The following is a 20,532-nucleotide window of genomic DNA, read 5'->3' as shown; positions in this document are numbered from 1 at the left end:
CCGTGCCGTTGCGAGGAGCTTGAGCCCTGACCCAAGGTCAACCTCAACGGTGATGTGGCTCACAGGCGAGCGGGGGGCGGCGGTCCTCGACGCCATGACCGCCCTCTGGACCCAGCCCGCACCCGCCTTCCATGGCAGGCACGTCGCCTTCGACCACCTCGACGCCCACCCCCGCCCCGTACAGGCCGGCGGCCCGCGCATCCTCATCGGCGGGCACAGCCCCGCCGCCTACCGCAGGGCCGTCGCCCGCGGCCATGGCTGGTTCGGGGCCGGCGACAGCCCCGACCAGCTCGCCGCCAACCTCGCCGGGCTGCGCAGAGCGGCCGACGAGGTCGAACGCCCCGCCCGGCTGGGCCCCCTCGAACTCAACTACACCGCCATGACGCCCGTCGACGGCGAGGCCCACCGCCGCTACGCGGCACTCGGCCTCAGCCGCCTCGTCGTCTACCCGCTGCCCCTCGACGACGTCCAGGACGTCGTCGACTATCTCCGCATTCACGCCCGCCTCGCCGACTGAACGAGCCGAGGGCCGGCCGGTATTGGTCAGGTTCCGGCCCCTTTCGCGACGCACCCCGACTACATTGCGTTCATGGCTACCTACACGAGCGCAATCCAGCGCAAGCAGATCTGGCCCGATCGTGTCGTATGGGCCACGCCGGTGGGCAACGGGGTGGTGGGCTTCCACGAGTGGGAGGGGACGCCGAACGAACTGGCGCAGACGGTCCTCAGGACGTTCCTCGAGAAGAGCCAGACCGGCGTCGCGCCGGACGGGTACCGTGCGGTCGTCTGGGCGGGCGACCGGCGCGAGGAGATTCCTGAGCCCAGGGAGGCGCTGGCCATCGCCCCCAACTCCTGACCGCTGCCGTCCGGCTGACCGGACGGGCTCTGCAGGGCCGGCCGGTGCCGGATTCCCGTGCGCCGGCCGGCCGCGTACGGCAGGTGGCGGCCGTCATGTGCCCCGGGGCGTCCCGGAATCGCTCCGGGGGTCGGCCGACAGGAGGCCGCTGTTCGGGGCGAGGGCGGTGGAGAGTCGTCGTGTCCCGCGTCCTTGGTGCCGGGCCAGCTCGCGGAACAGGATGTCCACGGCCCTGCTCCGGGGACCGGTCGGAGCGAGGCGGCACCATCGGACGAGGTGCCGACAGGTCAGGTCGAAGACTCCGTCGTGGTCCAGGCTGCGGCGGATCAGTTCGACGACCGGCCGCATGCACGCGCCCTCGGCGAGGATTTCCTGCTGGAACCAGGACGCCTCGGTGAGGAGATCCGCCAGGAGGTGCGGAAAGAGGCGCAGGGCCGATTCGGCGTCGGCCTCGCTCTGCCGCAGCCGGCTCGCCAGGTGCCGCACAACCGTTGGCTGGCCGCCCGAGGTGAACAGGTTCACCACGGAGGGGCGGACGGCGCGTTGGACCAGCAGACTGGGTTCACCGACGGGCCCTTGGGCGACCCGTAGAAGGAGCTCCATGGCGCGATCCGGCCGAGAACGTCCGAAGGAGGTGTCGCAGACGTGGGCCACGGTGCTGCGACGTCGCGGGTCATGGCTCCGACTCAACCGGTTCAGAAGGGACTCGACCTGCTCCGCCAGCGCCGGATCGGCGGCCGCTGCACTCAGGGCGTGGGCCGCGATCGCCCGGTCGGCGCCGCGTTCCGACGCGGCGAGGGCGCCGATCCGCCGGAACGCCTGGGGGCCGAGGCCGCAACCCGCGGCCAGGCCCAGGGCTCGGCCGGCCGCCGCGGTCAGTTCGGCGGTGTCGGCGACGTGTTCGAGCCATGTGGTCAGCGCGGCGGCGAGGCCGCTGTACTCGCGCCAGACATGTCGTAGGACCGCTTCGCCCTGCCGGTGTCGCGTGAATCGCACCGGTTCCAGCGTCCGGGGGTGAGGTGGCCCGGTGCGGATCTCCGGCGGCATCCGCTCCGCGCGGACGATGTGCAGCAGCTCCTCCCACGGCCACGCGAGGGCGAGTCGAGGATCGGCGTAGAACTGCGGGCTTCCGTCGTCGCCGTTCCCGGGTACGGTCCGAAGGGCGCCGTCGAGGATGCCGAGGAGCCGCTCCGCCTGTTCCTGGACGAGCCGGTGGTCGAGGCCTTCGAAGACGCAGACGGCCAGCAGGAACGCCAGGGCATGCGGGTTCGCGCGCAACTCGGCGACGATGCGCGGAGCTTCGCTGTCGGCGAGGAGGACCAGCCGCTCGTGCAGACTGCCGAGTGTCAGGGACTTCCCGGCCGAGGTGGCCACGGCCGTCGCCAACTCGGCGACTTCGGCGGGCACCAGTTCCGGGACGAGCACTGTGTCCAGCAGGCCGGGCGCCAGGCCTTTGAGCAGCCGGTCGCGTTCGTCCGGGTCCGGTACTGCGGCCGCGAAGCGGGTCGCGAACACGACTTCGGGGACCGGTGGTTGATGCCTCAGCGGACCGACGCGGAGCTGGTGTTCCAGACCTCGGACGAGTTCGGGGCTGTCGGGTACGACGATCACCAGGTAGGCGTCGGCGCTCTCCAGCGACTGCTGGAGGTGATGAACGGTGCTGAGCCTCAAGGAGCGCGGAGCCTGCCGGTCGTCCAGCAGGTAGCCGCCGGCCTCTCCTCGGTGGGGCCGCCACGACGACAGGTCCGTATCGCCGTCGACGGACCACAGCGCGCTGCCCGGCCGACCGCGGCGGAGAAGCAGGCGGAGCAGCAGATTGACGGCCGCGGTGCGCCGTCCCGTCCCCGGCCGCCCGGTGAGGAAGAACAGCCGCGCCCCAGGTGACGCCAGGGCGCCGGCGAACCAGTCCGGTTCCGCGAAGCCCGATTGCGCGTCGGCGAGTTCCGCCGGGGGGATCGGGCCGCTGCGGACGTGTGCGTGACGGTCCTCATGATGAGCCGCATGGCCATTGAGGACGCGCTGGTCGCCGTGTACCGCACCGGTGTTGATGTTTCCGTATGGCGCGTAGATGACCGGGCCGGTCCGATCGCCGGCGCTCAGGAGGTCGGCCAGGTCCTCGAACGAGGTACCGGTACCGTCACCGCACTCCTCGTCCGCCGTCTCGTCGGGATGTGCGTCCGGGTGGTTGGCCATGGCAGGACGCTAGCGGGTTTCGAGGTGACGACGGGTAAACGCATGGATTCGACAGTGATGATCAACAAGACTGGTATACAGGGAAGTTGCCAGCTCGAAAGTCGTCCGAGCGGTCGCTCTGGACCGCTGCGGTGAACGGAGGAAGGGTGACGAAGGGTGCACGGGTGGGCGAACAGTCGGGAGCGGTGACCGTTCTGACGACCCTGCCGGTGATGTACCAGGCGCTTCTGGGCCAGCTGGACGAGGTGGAGCGATGGCCGGTCGGGGCACGGGAGTTCGTGGCGTGCGGCCGGCTGGCCGGGACTTCGTGGCGGGTCGCGCCCGTCCTCGTCGGCGGGTACGACCGGGCCGCCGCGGTGATTGCCGAACGTGTCGGTGAAGCCGAACCCACCGCCCTGTTCTTCGCCGACCTCGTGAACTGCCTGGAGGACGACCTCGCGCTCGGCGACGTCGTCGTCGCCACCGAGGTGCATCACGAACTGGCGGGCCCGTACTCCGCGGGGCTCGGCGGCTCTCCACCGCCGTGGCAGCCACCGGTGCCCCTGGTGCAGGATGCCTCGGCCGCTCTCACCGACGGCCGATGGCGCGACCGGATCGCTCCGGGGGTGCTCCTGGCCGGGAGGCCGGCCGTCCACTTCGAGCCGATCGTTTCCGGAGGCGCCCCGCTCGACATGACGGTCGGAGAGGTGGCCGGAGAGGTGGCCGAACGGTTGAGCGACGACCACCGGGACGCGGTGGCGGTCGACGACGGGCGCGCGGGGTCCGTGCTGGCGTACCTGCGTCGTGCCCGCCAGGCGTTGGTGGTGTGCGGGGTGGGCGGCCGTGCGCAGGATGCCGGACAGGCCGTCGACGCCGACGGATCGCGATCGAGAGCGGCGGCTGCTGCCGCCGCCGCGGTGTCGTCCGTGATCGCCGGCCTCCCCCCGAGGCAGTCGGCCGGTCCAACCGGTGACACCTTCGCCACCACGTTCGCCACCGCGTTCGCCACAGCACGGGAGCGACCTGCGGGCCGGAGCGGTGGTGACCGCCGCTACGGCGGTGACCACTACGAGTTCAACGGAGTCTTCACGGGCTCGACGGTGACGGGCAGACAAGCAGGTTGCCGTGCGGAGCGGCCCCACTCGGATGGTGATCGTTGAGGAGTCTGTTCCAGGTCCAGGCCGAACGGCTGTGCCGGGTCCGGGCGGGCAGTGATCCGGTCGAGGACCTGTTCCCGCTCGGGTACGACGGCTTCCTGGACGAGGAGGCGGGATACCGGCCGGTGGACGGCGAGGTGCTCCCGGGGGCCCTGCTGCGGCCGGAGGAAGTGGCGGGAGCCGGGGTCATGGTGTTGCTGGGCGAGCCCGGCGGCGGGAAGACGACGGTGCTGCGGCGTCTGGTCGAGGACTTGGCGCCGCTGGACCCGGCGGATCCGGGGACCTCGGACGGCTACGTCTGGGTCGACGGCTCCGAGCTGACCGAGTACTCCTACCAGCAGCTGGTCGGACGGATTCTGGACGGCCTGCCCCGCAAGCCCCGGCGGAGCGGCGACGGCACGGCGGCGGCATCGGATGCGGCAGCCGCCCGCCGCCTGACCATCGTGCTGGACCAGCTGGACGAGAGCCCCCGGCTGCTCCCCCTGCACGGAGCCCTGGCGAGGTCGCTGAACGGCAGGGACACCACGGGCCTGCGGATGCTGCTGGCCTGTCGGACCGCCGACTGGCCCCCGCGACTGACCGACGTACTCACCGAACACTTCAGCGACTGCCTGTTCGTCGACCTCGCACCACTGTCCCGTGCCGAGGCCGTGCGCCTGGTCGACAGCACCGGTATGGACGGCGAGCGCCTGGTGACCGCCGCGGTGTCGGTCGGCGCGGGCGCCCTGGCCAGCGCGCCGCTGACGCTGGAACTGCTCGTCCGTTCCTGCCGGGAGAACGACGGCCTGAGCGGTGATCCCCACGGGCTCTTCGCGAGCGGTGCCCGGCTGCTGGCCGCCGAACACGACCCCGGACGCAACACCCCGGGCCCACCGCAGACGTTGCCCAAGCAGCGCGTGGAGATCGCCGGCCGGATCGCCGCCCGGATGCTGCTGTCGGGACGACGGACGCTCTGGCACGAGCCCGCGCATCGTGATCAGCTGCACCGGCTCGACCTGGAGATCGACGACGTGGCCGGGGGAGAGGAGGAGACCGCGCCGGGGGACCGCTTCCAGGTCACCCCGCTGGCGGTGCGGGAGGTGCTTCACACCGCTCTGTTCACCGCGACCAACCGCGAACGCAGCGCGTTCCGGCATTCGTCGCTGTCGGCCTATCTCGCCGCCTCGTACCTGGTCCGTCGACGGCTGCCGCGCCGGCAGCTGAAGGCGCTCTTCCTGGTCGACATCCCGGGGGCGAGCGCGGCCCGCATCCCTCCGCCCCTGCGCGAGACGGCGGCCTGGCTGGTCGCCCTTGATCCGGAGCACGTCGGATGGCTGGCCGACGCGGATCCCGAGAGCGTGACCGTCCACAGCTCGCTGGTGCGGTCCGACGCGATGCGCGAGCTGATCGTCGCCCGGCTCCTGGAGGACGCGGCCGAGGTGGAGTTGAGCGCCAACCGGTGGCAGCTCACCCGCTGGAGCCTGCTGCACCCGCGGCTGGGGGAGCAACTCCGTGCGGCCCTGGTGGGCGACCCGACCGCGCTGGACGACGACTGGCCGATGCGGGCGCGGGTACGGGTGGCTCTGCAGCTCGCCCGGGGCTGCGCCGAGCCCGCTCTGGTGGCTCCGCTGCTCGCCCTGTGCCATGACGACCGTTGGCCGGCGACCGAGCGCAGGCTCGCCGTGAGCGCGGCGTTCGCCTGCGCCCCCGAGACGGCCGCGAGTGAACTGCGGCCCCTGCTCTGCTCCCTGGAGGATGACGAGTACGCCGCTCGCGTCGATCCGGACGATGAGCTCCGAGGCGTCCTGCTGACCGGCCTCTGGCCCGGTCATCTCGACCTCGCGACGGTGCTGAGGGTGTTGCGACCGCCGCGGAACACCCATCTGTACGGCAGCTATCGCGCATTCCTCCGGGTTCTGGTGGCCGACTGCGACGAGGAGCAGGCGGCCGGCCTGCTGGGCCGGCTGGTGGCCCGGGACTCCGGGTTCCCCGGTTCGGACGATCCGGCGGTGGAGCAGTTCGTCGACGCGGTCATCGATCGCGTGCTGAGCTCCGAGCGTGCCGCGGCGCTCTATCCGCAGGCGGCGGTGATCGTCGCCGGGCGCCTCCGGCGGCATGCGCGGGTTTCCTGTCCGAGCGCCATGGACGACACCGGGCCGGACGACACCGGGCTGGGCGACACCGGGTTGGGCGCCTGTGATGCCGCCGCGGCCCGGTCGCGCCGGTTGGCGTTCGTGGACGCGCTGGTCAGGGAGAGCCTCAGCGACGGCCGATCGTCCGTGGTGGTGCTGTGGGAGCTCACCCGCCCGCGGTGGTCGGCACCGGATCGTAGGTCCGTCTGCAGTCTGGCGAGGGTGGAGGACTTCGGGTGGGTCCTGGACCAGGGCGATCGGGCAGTGCGGGCCGGCGAGCCGGAGGTCGCGGAAGCCTACGCGACCCTCGCGTTCCAGCTCTACCGCCACGACGACCGGAAGGCTTTCGAACTCCTCTGGGCGCGGCGGGAGGATCCGACCTGGGCGCGACTGAAGTGGATCTTCGAGGGGGTTCCGCTGGCCGGTGAGACGGCGGAGTTCCTGCGCATGAATTCCGAAGCCGAACGCGATGCGTCCGAGCCGGCCGGCGCATCCGCCGAACTGTCCGGTTTTCAGCATGCGGCACTCGCCGGTGCCCGAAACGGTGACACCGACAGCTTCTGGAAATTGCTGTGGAACCTCCAAGTGCCTCCCGAAGGCGGCAGGACCGAGGCGTGCGACAGCGGTGACATCAAGGACTGGCCGGGCGCCGCACTGTTCTCCGCCGAGCAGCTTGCCGAGCTTCCGGACTGCGCGCTGCACTATCTCCGGGCCGAGCACGACCACCGTGATTCCTGGCTCGGGACGGACAAGCAGGACCTGCGGGCCTGGGCGGGCCATCAGTCGCTCGTCCTCCTGCACCGGGCAGGCCGAATCGGCGAGGTTCCCGAACAGATCTGGCCCCGATGGATGGCAGCCGTCGCGTGCAGCCCGCCGACCGCACCTGAGGAGGCACTTCGTGAAGTGCAGACGGCGCTGCTGCGCCTCGCCGCCGAGCACGCGCCGGACGATTTCGCGGAAACCGTCGAACGATGTGTCCGAGCAGACCTGGAGCACGGGCAGCACCCTTGCAACCTGCGGCTCCTGGAACCGCAGTGGTCCACGCCGTTGGCACGTGCGATGGAGGGCCTGGCCCGGTCAGTGGCCGAGGGGATCGGGCAGTCAGCGGGTGACGACAGGGTGGACAGGGCGGCGCTGGACACCTGGTCGGTGCTGCTCGAAGCCTTGCTGCCGGCGGGAAGCGCGTCGGCACACGCTCTCGTGGCCGAGGTGCTGAAGGGGGTCGCGGACTTCCAGGAGCCCGTCCGAGCGGAGCTGGCGGTCAGGGCGGCCAAGGCGCTGCTGACCGCGGACTCTCCCGGGGCGTGGCCGCGCCTTCGGACGCTGACCGGCAGATCGGAGTCGTTCAGCCGCGGCCTGGCGGAGGCCTGTACCGCGGAGGCGGCACGGCAGCGGATCGAAGCACCGCTGGCAGAGGCCGAACTGGCCGAGCTCTACCGCTGGCTGCACTCCTTGTCCGCCGCAACCGAAGCCGCCTACCCCCTGGGAGCCCATTCCATCGGTGTCGAGCAGCAGGTCGTGGAGTGGCGGGACGCCATCCCCCGGACGCTGACTCGCCGATGCACCCCGGAAGCGCTCCGTGTCCTCAAGTCACTGGTCGCGGAGTTCCCTTGGCGACTGGGTCTGAAGTCCGCGCTCGTCGCCGCACAGAACGGCTACGCCGCGGCCGGATGGTCGGGAGTTCCCCTCGACGAACTGGTCGGCATCCTGTCGTTCCCCGGACAGGGGGGAACGATCGTCCTGGGGGACCACTACGAGTTCAACGGTCACTACATCGACTCGAATGTCATCGGACAGCTGAACGGCCGGTCCGAACTCCCCTCGCCCGAGGAGGGGTTCGCCCGTCCGATCGGCCTCGATCGCGACGCTGCCGTCGCTGCGCGCCACGTCCGGCGGGCGGTCTCCGGCGACGACGCGTCGAGTGTGTCGGCCAGGAGGGACGCACTCCTCGTCGGCCTGTCCGCCAGCCGGGGACGGCTGGTGACGCGTTGGATCGCCGTGGGGCTGGCACCCGAACTGGCGGAGGAGCTGGCCGAGGACGGCGCCGTCGGCGCGTGCCCGGAGTTCGGGCGATTCCACAGCGGACGCAGGGTCGCCGTCCTGACGGGCGACTTCGGCTCGGGGAAGACCGTCGCCCTGGAACGCGAGTACCGGACGTCGGTGCTGCGGGCCGTCGACGACCCCCGTGCGCCGCTGCCGGTCCACCTCACCGTGAAGTCGAGCGGGTCCGACCTGCTGCGAGCGCTCGACGAACAGCTCGCGCGGTTCCCCGGCGACCACGACCAGGTGACGGTCTTCCTCGACGGCCTGGACGAGTTCGGTGCCGGGCGCTCGGCGGAGATCCTCGACGACCTCCGGGAATGGGTCTACAGCGCGTCCGGCCGGAAGGTCCTGGCGACCAGCCGCCCTGACAGCCTCCTTCAGAGCACCGACTGTCTCACCCTGCCCGCTCTCTCGGACACCGAACTCCGCGACCTCCTCGACAGGGTGGGGGCACCACGGGCGCTGGCGTGGCACTCCAACCCCGAGATCCGCGACGCACTGCACCGGCCGCTCTTCGCGCTGATCGCCGCCGACTGCCGGAAGGCCGGCTCCGATGTACCCCACACACGGGGGGAGTTCCTCGCCGCCCTCGTCGAACGGGCGCTCGCGCGGGCCCCCGGGCTCGGTGACGACACGTACAGCCTGCTCGGTCGGCTGGGCCGGCTCACCCTGGACTCCGGTGGCGCCGTCCCGGCGGGCGAGGCCGGGACGAGGGAGGAACAGCTGCGACTCGTCCGGACCAGGTTGGTCGTCCACCGGCAGCGCACGCTCACCTTCGCCCTCCCGGTGCTGGGACAGTACTTCGGCGGCCAGTACGTCCTGGACAACGGACTGCCGGAGCTCGTGGATTTCTCGCCACAGCGCCGGGACCGGTGGCGGGACGCTCTGACCTTCGTCGTCTCCAGCGGCCCCTGGGACCGCGTGACGGCTCTGCTGAGCGATCTGACGGCCGTCGACCCCGGGTTGGCCGCATGGATCACCGAGAAGGCCGTCCCGAGCTTCGGGCACGGATCGACGGTCGCGCACCCCGAGGCCCTCGAATGCGCCCGGCGCCTGTCCGGGACGCTCGACGCCTGGCTCGGCGGAGTCGGCCGCGCGAGCGCGCTGCTCAGCTGCTCGGACGGAACCGGCCGAGGGGTCCCGATCGGGGTCGGATCGGGCACCGAGAGTTCCAGCAGTCTCGGCCTCGTGTTCGCCGACCCCGCAGCCTTCGACGGCCGTGAGCGCTTCTTCGAGACCACTGCCCCGCCGGACCTGAAACGAGGCGAAGTGGACGGGCTGAGGATCACCTCGATGCGTTCGGTGACCGTCGCGTCCGATGTCCCGGCCTGGCCGTGGCGGCTCTCGCTGTCCTGGGTGAAGAGCAGCATGGCGCAGGTGCTGGCGCACAGGGCCTTTCCACTGCCGGACAACCCGGCCGCGTGCCTGGAAGAGGCTTGGCGTCTCTCCCGGCTGTTGACCGACCAGCGTGGCACAGGGGCGCACCGTCCCGTTCCGATCCCCGACGTCGTCTCCACGATCGACGAGATCTTCCGCCATGCGCCGGACGCCGTCCTGCTGCGGTTCCGGCGCGGCGAGGTCGTGTCGAGGTCGCAGTTGGCGGAACTCCGCGACCGGTGCGTCGAACAGAGCCTCCCGATCACGCGTGACGGATTGATCCACCGCCCCTACCCGGTACCGGACGTCCCGCCGGAGCAGATGTCGGGCGACATTTCGAGTGCGTACAGCGAGGAGGTGCTGATCGACCTGGTCGGACAGGTCTACTCCGGCGCCCTCTCCATCTACGAGGACATCGTCGCGCAGTACCTGTCTCCCGTCCGGCGGACCATGTTCCTCGGCGGTGCGCTGCCGGTGCGGTTCGCCTGCAAGATCAGCTGGCCACCCGCCGGGAGCGACCGCGGCTGGGGTTTCGGGCCCACGTTCTCGCGGGTCGTCGTCCCGTTGCCGCTCGGTTCCTCGTCGCATGTCGATGTCACCCGGGTGGAGGACGTCCTTGCCGAGCCCGACTCCTGGCCGTGGTCCGGCTCCGTCGACGGCCAGACCGTCGACGGCCAGGCCGACTTCCGCCACCTCCGCCCCGAATCGGCCGCATGGTCCAGCCGGAGCGTCGTCCGTGAGGCCCTGTGGGTGTTCGGGGACACTCCGGCCACGGCTCTCGCCTACAACTGGCTGGCGAAGGACCTCGATGCGGTCGGGCTCTCCGATTCGGTCAGCCCGTCCTTCGACTAGCCGTGCTTCCCGGTGTCGCCGCAGGTCACAGGCCCGTGCCGACTGTCGCGGCAGCCCCGCCGAGCGCGTAGCAGGGCGGGGCTGGGCGGCTGCCGGTTGCCGGGCGTGCGCGGTCAGGTCCGGCGGGGTGGGGGTCAGGCGTCGTTCTGGCCCGACAGGCAGAAGTCCTTGTCGGCGGTGTGCTCGGTCAGGTACCCGGCGGTGATGAGGCCGGCGACGTCGTACGTGCCCGGGATGTCGCCCGGCTTCAGGGTCGGGTCGAGCCACTGCTGGAGCCCGTTGCCCGGCTGGGAGAACGCGCCCGCAATGCGGCCCTGCTGGACGTCGAACGGCTTCTGCACCTCGAAGCAGTGGTAGTTGTCCTCGCCTCCGTTGAGGGAGTCCGGCGGAAGGGCGCGCCGGGGGAACGGCGTGCCGCCGGGGGCGAGGTAGGAGCCGTAGGCGCTGTTCCCGAAGCGGTCCAGCTTCTGGTGCTCCTTCATGCTCTGTACGGCCATGTCGAGGGTGCCGTTGTTGTCGGCGAAGCCGTTGTTGTCCGGGTACTTCCACCCCCTCCAGTCCCGGTACCAGTCCAGGAAGCGCACCGGCGTCACTCCGCCCAGCCGGTCGTAGCCCGCCAGCAGCTTGGTCAGCACGGAGTCCGTCGGCAGGGTGACCGGGCCGAGTTCCTTCCGGGTGCAGAGGTAGTTCTCGGCGCCGGCATCGCGGACCTTGGGGACGTCCTTGCACTCCGTGATCGGAACCCCCCGGGAGGCGGAGGACTGGGCGGCGGCGGTGCCGGTGGCGGCCAGCCCCGTCAGGGGTAGGGCGAGCGCCAGTGAGAGGGCGGCGAGAGTGGGGGTGCGCATGGGCGGGCGGCTCCGTTCGGGGTGCGGGGCGGGGAAGGGCCGGGCGGGCTGCGGCCGTCGGCTCGTACGGCGGACCGTGTGGCCGCCGGACCCGCGCACAGTTACGCACGGCGATTTGCCTTCGTGCACGCACAAGATGTCCGGCGCCACTGGTGCCCACCCGTTCGGCCGATGCCGCTGACGGATACTCGGCTCGCTGCGGCGCCACGCGCACTGCCGCCCCTGGCCTGGACGGCCGCCGGTGGAGAAAGTGCCGAAGGCGGGAGCGTGGTGTTCCCGCTCCGCCTGGAGCGTCGGAGCGCAGTCGTCGGTGAAGAGCGGGTTCATGCACGGGCATCGGCCGTGGATCGAGGTCTAGTCTCAAGGGAGTTGATGTCATTGACTTCGGGAGGACGACCTGTGGCAGCCGTGCACGTGACCGTCTGGGATGACCGCGACCGGGTCGGGGGAGGCCGGGCCCCGACAGCTTCGGTGACCCCTGTGACTCCGGCGGCTGCTGCCGCCCCCGTCCTCTTCGTCCACAACATCTTCACCTGGGGCAGCGACTCCGCGTACGGGTTCGCCGGGCAGCGGCCCCTCGCGGACAGCCGGCGGCTCCTCCTGATGGATCGCCGGGGCTACGGCGACAGCCCGGACACCGCGCGCAGCGACTTCGAGGTCGACGCCGAGGACATCGTGGAGGTTCTCGGCGACGGGGCCTTGGCCGTGGGGCCCGGCGGCGCCCACCTGGTGGGGCACGGGAACGGCGCCGTCGCCGTGCTCATCGCCGCCGCGCGCCGACCCGACCTCGTCCGCTCCCTCGCCCTCCTCCAGCCCTCCGCCTTCACTGCCGCCGCACACCACCCAGTCGTCGCCGACCTCCTCGACCGGGTGCGCGACGGCGCCCCGGGAATCCCGGACGGCGTCACGCCGGAGCAGTATCTCCGTGAGTCCACCGAGGGGTTGGGGATGGCCATGCCCGAGCCCACGTCGCGCCGGCTCCGTGCCGTCGCCACCTCCATGGGGGAGCGGCCCGTCTGGGAGGCGGAGATCCCGTTGGAGGCGGTCCGGGGCGCCGCCCTGCCGACCCTGGTGATCTGCGGAACCTGGGAGCGCGCGCCGGCCGTGTACCGCGAGCACGTGGGGCTCCCCCTCATGGCCGTGGCCGAGTCCCTCACGGACTCCCTCGGGGCCCGCCTCCTACGGGTGCCCGGTTACTACCCGCACACCCAGGAGCCCGCCGCCGTCAACGCGGCCCTGCGGGAGTTCTGGGGCTGACCGTGCGTCCGGGCGGGCGCGGCTGCCCTGCCGGCAGGGCCCCCGGTGAACTCCCTCGCGCCCGCCGGGTATCCCTGGCATCATCCGGCGTGCGGCCCGGGGGGTCACCGGGGTGCGTCACACACGGACGCGGTAGGACGGGTGGGGATCCGATGGACGGCTGGGCGGCGAATCCGAGCAAGCCGAAGCGGCGGTGGCGGGACTCCCGTACCGCGCGCACCCTGATCGTCCTCGCGGGCCTGCCGCTGGTCGTCCTCGGCTTCGTCCTGTTCGTCGGCACCTTCGAGGAGCGCGGCGCCTCCCGCACCGCCCCCGTGTGCGACGCTCCGACGCCCGGGCCGGACGCCGGCTGCCTGCTGCTGGAGAGCGGCCAGGTCACCAGGAAGTGGCTGTCCTTCTCCGCCGACGACGGGAACAGCTACTACCTGAACATCGCGCGCGAGGCGGGCTCCGCCCAGAAGTACGAGGTCGACGAGTCCCTCTACCGGCACGTGGAGGCCGGCACCGCCGTGGACCTGAAGATCTGGAAGGGCATGGTGGTCCGGATCGCCCACGACGGGCACGAGGTGAGCACCCTGACCCTGTCCTGGCGCGGTTGGCTCGGTCTGGCGGGAGCCACGCTGCTGATCGCCGTGGGCACGGTGGTGACCGCCTACGGACTGCCCGGCCGGAACCCAGAGTTCTGGAACAGCTCGCCGGTCCTGCTCATGGGGATGGTTCTGGTGACCGCCATGGGTGTCGTCGTCCTCACGCTGGTGCAGTGGCCCTTCCCGGTGACCATCGGCCTCGCCGTCGCGGCCTGGCTGATCGCGATGCCGACCGTCAGGTACCTGCACACGTCCTTCTCCTAGCGGCGCTTGGCAGGTGGCCCCGCGCGCGGCCTTGGTGTCGGCTGTCGTGCTTCGGCACATGCGGAGCCTGCTCGGTGGTGCCGTAGCATCCGGATGGCAGAACGCACACTTTTTAGCGGGGGAGAGTACTGCACTTGTTGAAGAGATCGACGGCCGTGCCGGCCGGGGCGGCGGCACGGGTGGCCTGCGCGACTGTGCTGATGGTGTCGGGCGCCCTGGTGCTCGGCTCGTGCTCATCCGTGGGGTCGCCGGGCGGAGGGCGGGAGACGGCGAGTGAGCCCACACGTGTCGAGTCCCGGGAGGAGGCGTTGGCCCGGGCGGATCGGGTCCAGGACCACGTGCGCGAGCTGACGGGCCTTGAGCGGGATCCGTGGGGCAAGCTCATCGGCTACTACAGGTGCAAGGGGCGGGGGTTGGGTATCGCCGATGAGGGCGAGGCGTACCAGCTCAGTTCGGGGAACCTGTTGAAGGCCACGGACGACCAGCGTCCCGAGGTGCTGCGGGGGCTGCGGGAGAAGCTGGCGGGCGAGGGCTTCAAGATCACCTCGTCGGCGTCCGGTTCGGACGCTCAGTCCACCTCGCCCACCGGGGAGTTCGATGCCGTCCGCGAGTCCGACGGCTACACCGTTTCGGCGGGCGTGTCGAAGCCCGGTCAGGGTGTGAGTGTGATGGTCGTCCTGCCCTGCCAGGCCCCGCCGTCCACCGGCGCGGCTTCGCCCGCTCCGACGGCCACCACCTGAGGTCGGTGCGGCGGGCGCGTCAACTACGCTGCTGGAAAGGGTAGTTGGCAGCAGTCCTGGCCGCGTCGACTCGTGGCGGTGGGACGCCCCGGCGTGGATGCGCCGGGGCGTCCGGTCAGGCGTCGGGGCTCGCCGCGGTCAGCGGGGCGTACAGCTCGGGGCGGCGGGTGCGCAGCAGGCCGAACTCCCGCCAGTCCCGGCACTGGTCGAGGTCGAGGTCCGCGACGAGGACGGCGGGCCGGTCGCGCGGGGCGCGGAGCAGGATCCGGCCGTACGGGTCGGAGATGAACGACGAGCCGTAGAAGGTGGACCGGCCCTCCGTCCCGATCCGGTTGGGCACGATCATGAACAGCGCGTTGGCGAGGCCGTTGGCGCTGATGGCGTGCTCCCACATGGGCCGGGTGTCGAAGTCCGGGAGGTCGACCTCGGAGCCGATGGCGGTGGGGTGGACGAGGACTTCGGCGCCGCCGAGCGCGTAGGCGCGGGCGAGTTCGGGGAACCACTCGTCCCAGCAGGTGGGGAAGCCGAAGGCGGCGCCCTGGTGGGCCAGGACGGGGAACCCGCTGTCGCCGGGGCGGAAGCACAGGTCCTCGCGGTAGCCGGGGAAGGCCGGGATGTGGTTCTTCCGGGTCCTGGCGACGAGGGTGCCGTCGCGGTCCACGCAGACGGCCGTGTTGTAGCCGAGGCCGCCGTCCTCGGTGCGCTCGTACAGGGAGGCGTGGACGCTGATGCCGAGTTCGGTGGCGAGTTCGGCGGCGAGGCGGGTGGTGGGCCCGGTCTCGACGTCCTCCAGGTAGCGGGCGGCGCCCTCGCCCATCGGGTCGTCGGTGTTGCAGAAGTAGGGGCTGCGGGTCAGCTCGGGCAGGCACACCATCGTCGCGCCCTGCGCGGCGGCGAGTGCCACGCCCTCGCGAAGCCGGGCGTCGTGCTCGGCCGGGTCGGCGTACCAGCGCATCTGCACGAGCCCGACGCGCAGCGGTGCGCGTTCGGCCGGCCTGGTGCGGCCGGGGGAGCCGAGCGGGGAGCCGAAGGAGGTGAGGACGGCGTACGAGGTCACGGGCGGACCGTCCTCGTCTGCCGGCGGGGCGTCCGGCAGGTGCGGGAGGCGGGGCCTCCGGCGGCCGTGCGGCCGGTGGTGGTGGACGTGGTCATGGGTGTTCCTTCTGTTCTCTGGTGCTGGCGCGGCCCTGCGATGTAACTGAAAGTTCAGTCAGCTTTGCTGGCGTGGTGAAGAATCTAGCCACGCCGGAACGTTCCGGCAAGGGGTGGGGGCCCGCGAAGGAACAGCACGTGCCGCCGGAGGGCGGGGTGGGTCGTGCCCCGGCACCTCCGGCGGGCGGGTCAGGCCCCGGCGGCGACGGCGTCGGGCGCCGCGGCGGCCTTCGCGGTGAGGGCGCGGCTGTAGCGGCGCAGGAGGAGGGCGGCGGTGGTGGCGAGGCCGAGGAGCAGCCCGAACCAGAGGCCGCGGATCTCGCCGCCGAGGGGGTAGGCGAGGAACCAGGCACAGGGCAGACCGACGGCCCAGTAGCCGATGAGGGTGATGCGGAAGCCGCTCCTGGTGTCGTCGAGGCCGCGGAGCAGTCCGACGCCGATGTTCTGGGCGCAGTCGACGATCTGCAGGACGGCCACCAGGACGAGGAGGCTGGTCGCGATGGTCAGGCCCTGCTGGTCGGCGGGCGCGTCCGGGTCGAAGTAGGGGCGCAGGACGAGGTCCGGGACGGTGAGGTAGACGATGCCGACGAGGGCGGTGACGGCGGCGCCGCAGGCGAGTGCGGTGTTCTTGATGCGGCGGGCGGCGGCGTGCTCGCCGAGGGCGAGTTCGCGGCTGACGTTGATGGAGGCCGCGTGGGAGAGGCCGACGGCGACCTGGAAGACGATGTAGACGAGCTGGTTGACGGCGGTGTGGGCGGCGAGCGCCGCCGGGCCGAAGCTGCCGGCGAGCAGGGCGGTGACGGAGAAGAACCCGGCCTCGGAGCCGTAGGTGGCCGCGATGGGGGTGCCCAGGCCGAGCAGGCGGCGGACGGTTGCCGGATCGGCGCGCCAGAAGTCGAGGCTGAGCAGGGGGGCGAGCTGCGGGTCGCGGCGGGCGGAGGCGTAGAGGGCGAGGAAGGACAGCAGGTAGACGCTGCTGGTGGCGACGCCGATGCCGGTGAGGCCGAGCCGGGGCAGGCCCCAGGTGCCGTGGATGAAGGCCCAGTTGAGGGCGGCGTTGACGGCGACGGAGGTGAGGGTGATCTGCAGCAGGGCCTGGGGGCGGCGCATGCCGACGGTGAACTGGCGGACGGCCTGGAACCAGAGGCAGGGCACGAGGCCGGGGGCGAGGGCGGCGAGCATGCCCTGGGCGCGGTGGGCGACGGTGGCGTCCTGGCCGAGCCAGGTGGCGGCCTGACCGATGAGGACCATCAGGACGGCGCCGGCCAGGCCGGCGAGGGTGGCGACGGCCATCGCGGCACGCACCAGGCCCCGGACCTCGTGGTCGGCGGCGGTGGCCGGTTCGGCGGCGGCGTCCGCTTCGGTGTCGGCCTCCTCGGCTCCGGCCTTCTCGGTGCCGGCCGCCTCGGCACCGCGCTCGGCGCGGGCCGCTGCCGCTGCCACCTGGTTGCCGACGGAGGTGACCAGCCCGACGCCCATGGTGCGGAGCTGGTTGAAGATCACCAGGGCGAGGCCGCCGGCGGCCAGCGCCTCGGTGCCCAGGACGCCCATCATGATCGTGTCGGTGGTGGTGAGGGCGACCTGGGCGAGCTGGGTGAGGGCGAGCGGTACGGCGAGGGCGGTGAGGGCGCGGCTGTCGCGCGCCAGGGTGGTCAGCTGCTGCTGCATGGTGGGTGTCACGTCTCTGAATGTCACGTCTCTGGAAGTCAGGGCCTGCGGAGTTTGGAGAGGGACTCGTCGATCTCGGCCTCCACAGCTTCGTCGATGAGGTTGCGGGCGGTCATCCAGTCGTCGTTGAAGACGGTATCCATGTACTTCTCGCCGCCGTCGTTGATGAACGCGACCATGACGGCGTCCGGCGGAAGGGTCGTCAGGCGGGCCAGGGCGTCGTGGACGACGCCGCCGGCGGAGCCGCCGATGAGCAGGCCGGTGCGGCGGGCGACGACGCGGGCGGTGGCGAAGGCCTCGACGTCGCCGACCTTGACGCCCTCGTCGATGAGGTCGTAGTCGACGAGCAGGCCGATGCTCGCCCCTTCGGGGGTACCGGTGCCGGACTGGTAGTAGTCGTGGGCGGGCGGGCCGAAGGCGATGGAGCCCTGCGGCTCGACACCGACGACCGAGACCCCGGGCACGTACTTCCTGAGCTCGCGGGCGGTGCCGCACAGGCCGCCGCCGGTGCCGACTGCGCCGATCAGCACGTCGACCCGGTTGTCGAGGGCCTGGGCGATCTCCCGGCCGACCGCGAAGTAGCCCACCGCGTTGCTGGGGTTGTTGTGCTGCTCGGTGAAGAACGTGTTGTCCTTGCCGCGGGCCATCTCCTCGGCCAGTTCCTCGCGGGCGGCGGTGTGGAGCTCCTCGCCGTCGGTGTCGGCGTCGACGTACACGAGCTCGGTGCCCATCGCCTTCATGCCGCGCAGCTTGTCGGCGGCGGCGTGGTTGTCGACGACGGCGGTGAAGCGGTGGCCGCGCTCGGCGGCGACGACGGCCAGCCCGAGGCCGGTGTTGCCGGAGGTGGACTCGATGATGTGGCCGCCCGCGCGCAGCAGGCCGCGCTCCTCGGCGTCGAGGACCATCTGCCGGGCCATGCGGATCTTGGCGCTGCCGGTGGGGTTGAACATCTCCAGCTTCAGCAGGAGGCGGGCGCCGTTGTCGGCGCGGGCGAGCTCGAACAGCGGGGTGTAGCCGATGAGGTCGGTCATCCGGGTGACCACCGGGGGGCGGTGGAGGGCGTCGGTCATGGCAGGGAGCGCTTTCTCGGGAGCGGGGTGGCGTGGGGTCACAGGGCCGGGCGGCGGTCGAGGCGCCAGCGCAGCCGGCCGTTCTCGTGGTGGATGACGACCTTGGCCGGCAGGGGGAGGTCGTGGAAGGGCGACTCGTTCGAGTCCATCTGGTAGCCGGCGGTGTTGGGATAGACGAGCAGGTCGCCGACCCGGGGGCGGCGGGGGAAGGCGATCTTGCGCCAGGTGAGCAGGTCGGAGTCGAGGCAGCTGGCCCCGCCCACGCACGCCCGGTACTCCGCGGCGTCCTGGTCGGGGTGCGGGGTGAGGAGCAGGGGGTCGGGCAGGTACTCGCTGTTGAACCACTGCTCGGAAAGGCTCAGGCTGCTGCCGTCGACGGTGACGATCCCGTACCCGGGGCGGTCCTTGACGCCCTGGACGGCGAACACCGAGGATCCGGCCCCGGCCAGCAGGGCGCGTCCGGGTTCCAGCAGCAGCATCACGCCGGCCTCCCGCAGCCGCCGGGCCAGCGGGTCACCCGTGCCGTGGGGGCGGGCGGCGAGGACGGCCCGCAGGGCGTCGGCCCCGGCGACGGGCGAGTGGTAGGGGTAGAAGTCGCTGGTGCTGAAGGACTTGCGGGCGTGGTAGTCGTCGGGCCCCTGCTCGGCGAGGAAGGTGTGCCAGGCCTCGGCGGGCACGTAGTCGACGGCGAAGCCGCCGCCGATGCTGATCCGGTCGGCCTGCAGCCCCAGGAGCCTTGCCTTGAGGCAGAGTTCGACGAGTTCTCCGGCGAGGTCGGTGCGGGGCTGCACGTCGTAGCCGGACAGGTGGAAGCTGAAGCCCTCCATCCGGACCCGCTCCTTCGCCGCGGCGCAGCGCCGCAGCGCGGTGTCGAGCTGGTCGTCGGTGAGGCCGAAGCGGCTGCCGGTCCGGGTGGGCGGGAAGCGGCGCAGCAGGATGCGGACGGGCCGGGGGACGTCCAGGTGCAGGACGCGGCTCAGTTCGTCGAGGGAGTCGACGGCTATCAGCGCGCCCTGGAGGGCCGCGACGCGCAGCAGCGGCTCGGCTTTGGCGGGCCCGGTGACGACGATGTCCTCGCCGCGCACACCGTGGCCGAGGGCTTCGCGCAGCTCGCCGTGGCTGGCGACGTCCACGCCGGCTCCCGCGTGGGCGCAGCGTTCGACGAACGCGGCGGCCTTGTTGGCCTTCTTCGCGAAGTACACCGTGCCCTCGACCTCCGCTTCGTCGAGCGCGGCCCGGAAGGCAGCCAGGTTGGCGTCGAAGCGTTCGGGCAGCACGAAGTGGAACGGTCCGCCGAAGGCGTGGGAGAGGTCGTGCAGGAGGTCTCCGGCCGCGAGCCCGTCGTGGAGGGGATCGGGGTGGGCGGGAAGGGTCAGCGCCACAGCGCGACCTCGGTGCCGAGGTCCTGGTCGGCGGCGAGCTGGGCGAAGCGGTGGCCCAGTGCGATGTCGGTGACGACCAGGCCGCTGTTGTAGGCGAAGATCCGCTGGCCGGGTGCGGTACGGGCCTGGGAGACGCCGGAGATGACGACGGGCAGCTCCACGTCGACGGCGGGCAGGTTGCCGTCGGCGTCGGCCATGTCGGTGCCGGTGACGCGCATCTGGGCCTCGCTGGTGGCGATGACGCGGTCGGCCCGGTGCAGTGTGGACGGGGCGAGGCCGTGGCCGACGAGGATCGCGGTCGCGCCGGGCCTCAGCCAGTCGGCCTCGACGGCGGCGGAGGTGTGAGCGCCGGCGGTGGCGACGATGACGTCCGCGTCGTGCGCGGCGCGCTTCAGGTCGGTGGCCAACTCCAGCTCGCGGCCGGGGAAGTGGCGCTCCAGCTCCTGGCGGACGGCGGCTATGCCGTCGGGGTGGGTGCCGGCCAGCAGCAGCCGCTCCAGCTTGGGCAGGGTGGTGAGCAGGAACGGCAGCGCGAGGCGGCCCTGGGTGCCCGTGCCGATCACCAGCGCCGTGGAGGCGTCGGGGGAGGCGCACTCGCGGGCCAGCAGGGCGGAGACGGCGGGGGTGCGGAGGGAGCCGATGCGCGAGCAGTCCATCATGGCGACCGGTAGGCCGGTGACGTCGTCGTAGACGGTCAGCGTCGTGTAGTAGTGCTGCTCCTCGCGGCCCTTGTCGAGGCCGTGCTTGTACGAGGTCTTGATGGCGACGACGTTGCGCGCCCCGTCGCGGCCGAGCATGGCGTAGGAGACGGAGTGGCCGTCGGCGGGCTTGACGGTGAGTTTGCGCGGGTTGTCGGACTGGCCCGCGGCCAGGGTGCGGTAGGCCTGTTCGACGGTGTCGACGACGTCGGTCAGGCTGATGTCCAGGCCGGCGAGGTCGCTGGTGGAGAGTACGCGCAGGGTGGTGTCGTCCCGGTCCACGGGGGTGCCCTTTCGG

The 20,532-nt window shown here is 71.9% G+C and carries 14 protein-coding genes; 7 read left to right on the top strand and 7 right to left on the bottom strand.

The genetic code is table 11. The features are described from left to right. The first annotated feature begins 94 nt into the window (after window positions 1–94). Both ACFVTF_RS07705 and ACFVTF_RS07700 read left to right on the top strand, forming a co-directional pair. The gene (locus ACFVTF_RS07705; RefSeq protein ID WP_387810506.1) at window positions 95–517 is read left to right on the top strand and encodes an LLM class flavin-dependent oxidoreductase; all 423 of its coding nucleotides are present in this window, start codon (window positions 95–97) and stop codon (window positions 515–517) included. 72 nt (window positions 518–589) lie between these two features. Next, window positions 590–856 (top strand): hypothetical protein, encoded by a 267-nt coding sequence (locus ACFVTF_RS07700; protein WP_387810503.1) that lies wholly within the window; start codon window positions 590–592, stop codon window positions 854–856. Between the two features lie 93 nt (window positions 857–949). Here ACFVTF_RS07700 and ACFVTF_RS07695 read toward each other — a convergent pair whose 3' ends face one another. Then, complete coding sequence (locus tag ACFVTF_RS07695) at window positions 950–3,049, bottom strand: hypothetical protein (RefSeq protein WP_387810500.1); 2,100 nt, start codon at window positions 3,047–3,049, stop codon at window positions 950–952. 185 nt (window positions 3,050–3,234) lie between these two features. On the opposite strand from ACFVTF_RS07695, the gene ACFVTF_RS07690 reads away from it, so the two are divergent. Then, window positions 3,235–4,188, top strand: coding sequence for a hypothetical protein (locus tag ACFVTF_RS07690; RefSeq protein ID WP_387810497.1), 954 nt, complete (start codon window positions 3,235–3,237; stop codon window positions 4,186–4,188). Between the two features lie 689 nt (window positions 4,189–4,877). Beyond that, window positions 4,878–10,568, top strand: coding sequence for a hypothetical protein (locus ACFVTF_RS07685; protein WP_387810494.1), 5,691 nt, complete (start codon window positions 4,878–4,880; stop codon window positions 10,566–10,568). A gap of 134 nt (window positions 10,569–10,702) precedes the next feature. Here the strand turns inward: ACFVTF_RS07685 and ACFVTF_RS07680 are convergent, their stop codons facing one another. Continuing rightward, window positions 10,703–11,416: a TNT domain-containing protein gene (locus ACFVTF_RS07680; protein WP_387810491.1), complete on the bottom strand. Its 714-nt coding sequence runs from the start codon at window positions 11,414–11,416 to the stop codon at window positions 10,703–10,705. A 399-nt stretch (window positions 11,417–11,815) separates the two neighbouring features. Between ACFVTF_RS07680 and ACFVTF_RS07675 the strand changes: the two genes are divergently transcribed. From ACFVTF_RS07675 to ACFVTF_RS07665, 3 genes are all read left to right on the top strand, one after another. Beyond that, on the top strand, window positions 11,816–12,673 hold the full coding sequence (locus ACFVTF_RS07675) for an alpha/beta fold hydrolase (RefSeq protein ID WP_387810488.1): 858 nt from the start codon (window positions 11,816–11,818) through the stop codon (window positions 12,671–12,673). A 152-nt stretch (window positions 12,674–12,825) separates the two neighbouring features. Next, window positions 12,826–13,524, top strand: coding sequence for a hypothetical protein (locus ACFVTF_RS07670; protein ID WP_387810485.1), 699 nt, complete (start codon window positions 12,826–12,828; stop codon window positions 13,522–13,524). Between the two features lie 338 nt (window positions 13,525–13,862). After that, window positions 13,863–14,264: a hypothetical protein gene (locus ACFVTF_RS07665; RefSeq protein ID WP_387810482.1), complete on the top strand. Its 402-nt coding sequence runs from the start codon at window positions 13,863–13,865 to the stop codon at window positions 14,262–14,264. A gap of 115 nt (window positions 14,265–14,379) precedes the next feature. On the opposite strand, the gene ACFVTF_RS07660 is transcribed toward ACFVTF_RS07665, so the two are convergent. From ACFVTF_RS07660 to ACFVTF_RS07640, 5 genes are all read right to left on the bottom strand, one after another. Next, a complete protein-coding gene (locus tag ACFVTF_RS07660; protein ID WP_387810479.1) occupies window positions 14,380–15,321 on the bottom strand; it encodes a nitrilase-related carbon-nitrogen hydrolase in 942 nt (313 codons plus the stop codon). 284 nt (window positions 15,322–15,605) lie between these two features. Further along, a complete protein-coding gene (locus tag ACFVTF_RS07655) occupies window positions 15,606–17,084 on the bottom strand; it encodes an MATE family efflux transporter (protein ID WP_387810775.1) in 1,479 nt (492 codons plus the stop codon). 38 nt (window positions 17,085–17,122) lie between these two features. Further along, on the bottom strand, window positions 17,123–18,154 hold the full coding sequence (locus ACFVTF_RS07650; RefSeq protein ID WP_387810476.1) for a cysteine synthase family protein: 1,032 nt from the start codon (window positions 18,152–18,154) through the stop codon (window positions 17,123–17,125). 38 nt (window positions 18,155–18,192) lie between these two features. After that, the gene (locus ACFVTF_RS07645; RefSeq protein WP_387810473.1) at window positions 18,193–19,536 is read right to left on the bottom strand and encodes a Y4yA family PLP-dependent enzyme; all 1,344 of its coding nucleotides are present in this window, start codon (window positions 19,534–19,536) and stop codon (window positions 18,193–18,195) included. After that, window positions 19,527–20,516 (bottom strand): ornithine cyclodeaminase family protein, encoded by a 990-nt coding sequence (locus tag ACFVTF_RS07640; RefSeq protein WP_387810470.1) that lies wholly within the window; start codon window positions 20,514–20,516, stop codon window positions 19,527–19,529. The genes ACFVTF_RS07645 and ACFVTF_RS07640 overlap by 10 nt, the downstream gene beginning before the upstream one ends. Window positions 20,517–20,532: the final 16 nt, after the last annotated feature.

This window comes from Kitasatospora sp. NPDC057940 (assembly GCF_042887425.1).
Lineage (GTDB): Bacteria > Actinomycetota > Actinomycetes > Streptomycetales > Streptomycetaceae > Kitasatospora.
This window is presented reverse-complemented; position numbering and strand designations above follow the sequence as displayed.